Origin of the sequence: Acinetobacter sp. UBA3132 (assembly GCF_002364825.1) — a bacterium.
Classification (GTDB): Bacteria; Pseudomonadota; Gammaproteobacteria; order Pseudomonadales; family Moraxellaceae; genus Acinetobacter; species Acinetobacter schindleri.
In genome coordinates, this window is record NZ_DEZM01000224.1 from 1 (window position 1) to 4,105 (window position 4,105).

Here is a 4,105-nt window from a genome sequence, read left to right on the forward strand (position 1 = left end):
TGATGACGATGATGATGACGATCGCGGTCGTTCGGGAGGTCGAGGCGGAAGAAATACCCCGCCACGCGATGACCGAGGTCGTTTCACTTCCAGGTAAGTTATTTAGGAGCAACCGGAAAGATATAGATGAAAGGTTTATATTTTTCTAAAAAACATTTTGAATTTCTTATAAATTTAAAGCGAGCAGATTAGTCTGCTCGCTTTTTTATATGATTTATTTACATGCTATTTTATTGAATACGCTCTGGCGGATTTTCTATCCATCGGGAACTCGATGCCGATTGCATTAAAGCTTTCGCTGCTTTTGCGACAAACATCGAAACCTCGTCATCTACTTCCTTATTGTCGCTATAAAGCGGGAAAGTACCAGGCTGGTTTTGAATCACAATGTCATCAATAATCCAGCCACGATATGCATTATAGTACTGATCGACAGTATCGAATTTAAACCGGATTTTAACATTGGATTGCCCCGCATATTCATCTAAAGAAATAGCTTCTTGCTGGGCAAATTGAGGTGCAAGGTTAAAGCCAAAGTTTGAGAATGGAATTGACCAGCGGTTATAATCTGTTTGCGGATCAGACAGCGGATTTAATCGCGCCAGTTTTTTAAATTCCCCTCCATTGACTGAAACTTCCACATCCATGGCATCATACCCTCTGCTACTTGGATTTACTGATTCAATTTCCCACCAGGTTTTAAAACTTAAGCTGATTGGTTTTTGTGTAGTGCTCAGGTCAATTACTGGTGAAGTCAGTGTTCCATAATACGCCTGTGCTGACGTTCCACCATTCAGTCTTGTTTCTACTGGCTGCCCTTCCTCGGTTAAAAGACTGGCTTCTTTATTTAAGAAACTACCTGCAACACCATTGCCATACCAATATGCATAATTGCCTTGAGCAGGATCTGGCAGTTTGCCATTACTGCTATCATCTGGTGCCAAGGTCACTAAACGATTCATATCTTTATTAATAATCTTGTGATTTTTTTGCAGTAAAGACCATTTTGTTTCTTCAACTGTAGAGGCATTTTCCCATTCATCTCGGGTAGCAGAGTCTTCTTCAAAAGTTTCCTGCCAAATACTGGTCGTAGCTTCAGTATTTTGTATCAAGGTAAATTGACTACCCCCTGAAATAGAGGACGTCACTGCAACCTGTTTTGTTAAACTTATATAATCGGGTGCGCTGATCATAAGCGTTGCATTTTTTAAGGTATCGCCAAGCTCATCAGATACATTAAAAGCTAGACTGAAATATCCTTTCGCATCAGTTAATGCTGTAACGAATGCGCCATTGGTAGCCGCACCACCTGATAATGAAACCTGTGCATTTGTCAAAGGTTGACCTTGCGTCAAAACTTGCCCTGATAGTGTCCCAATAATTGCTTCATTTACCGGATGAATCGTTTCACATTCAGCATTATTACAAGTCAAAGGCACATTGATCGACAATTCCTTATTGGTATTTGTCGGATGAATAATGAATGGCACGATTGCAGTTTCAGAATGCTTTCTGACCAAAATATAGTAAATACCTGGTGCTAAATGAACTGAACCAGAAACACCCAAATGGTCTGTTGTATATTCTCGTGCCGAGGAGAAATCATTAATCACCGGAAGACGGTCATACTGGACAAAGAGACTGTGATCAACCGTATTATTATCAGAAATACTGGTGACATTATTACTCCATTGTGCAGCTGATAAAATTCGAATGTCAGCATCTGCAAGCGCCAGATGACTTGCATCAGTAATGATTAATCGTTCTACTCCATTTGCTGGCGTGACGGTTTCTTCCGGGGTCGTTTGAGATGGTGGTGTAGAGCTACCAGAACTGCCTGAATCTGAACCACAGCCAGTCATTATCATTCCCGTAGAGGCAAGCAGCATTGTTGCTATAATATTGAGTTTCATGAGTAAAATCCTTATTAAAATAATAAATTAATTCTTATAATTCGCCTTTTAATAGGTATTTATTTTTATTATTAAGAAGCCTAAAAAATATATAACAAATCCATAGAAAATAAAAATATAAATTATTTCAAACCCAATTATTCAAAAAGTATTTATTAATATAAAATTCTATTTTTTTGATTCAATCAACCCCTCAATTAAATTATCTTTTAATACTTATTTTTTATGAAAATAATTCTAATTATTTACTACATTTATTCTTAATAAAAACTTTATCACCTTGTTTTAAATAGGATATAGACAAATCAATTTATTCCAATTTCAATTATTCAAGCAAATATAAATCACATTATTATTTTCTACTAAAGCATGAAAAAAGGCACATAAAAATGGGCTCTAATGAACCCATTTTTAAAAGGATAAAAAATTTAAGTTTTCTTGGCTTGTAATATTTTGAAAAGAATAAATAATATTACAATCCACACTGGCAGCATCAGCACTGACAACATGAAACCTTGATCCCACATGATATAGAGCACTGTCAGCATAAAGGCTAAAACCAGATAGTTACTCAGGGGTGAAAACAATGCAGGGAATTTAGTTTGTACAGTTTGGAGACGAATGGCTTGCTTAAATTTAAGATGAATCAGTGTGATCATGATCCAGTTCAGTACCGCTGCTGCCACTACGATATAAATCAGATAGCTTAGGGCTTTTTCAGGTACAAAATAGTTTAATAAAACACAGCCAAAAATCAGTAATGCTGAGAATAGCACCGCTAGCACTGGAATTCCTCGTGCATTCACCTTCTTAAAGGCTTTTGGAGCATTACCCTGCTCTGCCAGGCCTAATAGCATTCTGCTATTGGCATACATCCCACTATTACACACCGATAGCGAGGCTGTCAAAATAATAAAATTTAATAAGTGGGCGGCCCAATCAATACCCATCAGATTAAAAATCATCACAAACGGGCTATGCTCTAAATCACTTAAGTTCAGCTGATTCCACGGCACAAGTGATAATAGAATTGCAAGTGAACAGATATAAAATAGAAATACACGAATTACGGTTTGATTTACAGCTTTTGGAATATTCTGATCCGGATTTTCGGTTTCCGCAGCAGCCATACTGATTAGCTCAATCCCACCAAATGCAAACATCATAAAGGCCAGCATATAAAATAGGCCTTCAAAGCCATTCGGGAAGAAACCGCCATGTGCCCATAAGTTCGTTATTGAAGTAGTAGAATCAACATCAGCAGTGACCAGCAGATAAATCCCAAATAAAATCATCGCGACAATCGCAAGGACTTTAATCAGTGATAACCAGAATTCAGATTCGCCATAAATCTTTACATTGGTCAAATTCATGCCAGTGACCAGAATAAAGAAAAATAAAACCGAAACCCATGCCGGAATTTCTGGCCACCAGTAATTGATATATTTACCAATCGCAGTCAGCTCAGTCATCGCTACCAGAATATACAGAATCCAGTAATTCCAGCCCGTTAAAAATCCTGGAAACTTCCCCCAATATTTAAAGGCGAAATAGCTAAATGAACCGGTTACAGGTTCATGTACAATCATTTCACCGAGTTGGCGCATAATCAGGAAAGCAATCAAACCGCCAATCAGATAACCCAAAATAATGGATGGACCAGCAGACTGAATAATATGAGCTGAACCTAGAAATAGACCGGTACCAATCGCACCGCCCATGGCAATCAGCTGGATATGACGATTCTTCAAACGGCGTTGAAGCTGCGGTGTTTCACTCTCCAAAACATATTCTCATGATGAATAAAAAAATAGGATTGTACCGAGTCTAGTGCCAATCAGCTAACTCATAAATTTAAGTGATTAGTTCTTAAACTTTTATTTTTTATTTAAGAAGGTTTCTTTCATTAAATTTTTACGTGCTCGAATATCGATCTCCTATTCCTCACCAATTCAGTTATCCATTTAAGTTGCTTTTATCGCGCTATTTTTATAGTAAAACGTACCACAGTATTCTTTAGTGAATAAAAAAGCGAATAGAGAAAATCTATTCGCTTTCGTGATTTCCTTGAACCAGAGTTAGTCCTCAGGATATTCAAAACGATAACCCACACCATAAACTGCCTGAATCCACTCATGACGGTTACCCGTTTCAGCAGCCTCGGAAATCTTGCGGCGCAGGTTCTTGATATG

General features: G+C 37.7%; 3 protein-coding genes. All 3 read right to left on the reverse strand.

Features of this window, described 5'->3' with window-relative positions; translation table 11 throughout:
• Nucleotides 1–230: 230 nt before the first annotated feature.
• Nucleotides 231–1,913 carry a carboxypeptidase regulatory-like domain-containing protein gene (locus B4033_RS12300; protein WP_286834374.1) on the reverse strand — a complete coding sequence of 561 codons (1,683 nt, stop codon included), beginning with the start codon at nucleotides 1,911–1,913 and terminating at the stop codon, nucleotides 231–233.
• A gap of 428 nt (nucleotides 1,914–2,341) precedes the next feature.
• On the reverse strand, nucleotides 2,342–3,697 hold the full coding sequence (locus tag B4033_RS12305; RefSeq protein ID WP_286834377.1) for an amino acid permease: 1,356 nt from the start codon (nucleotides 3,695–3,697) through the stop codon (nucleotides 2,342–2,344).
• Between the two features lie 294 nt (nucleotides 3,698–3,991).
• The coding region (locus B4033_RS12310; RefSeq protein ID WP_286834379.1) for a winged helix-turn-helix domain-containing protein at nucleotides 3,992–4,105 on the reverse strand (114 nt) is incomplete at its 5' end.

Coding starts and splice junctions, on each gene's coding strand:
- B4033_RS12300 (WP_286834374.1), bottom strand. CDS start 1,913: ATGAAACTCAATATTATAGCAACAATGCTGCTTGCCTCTACGGGAATG.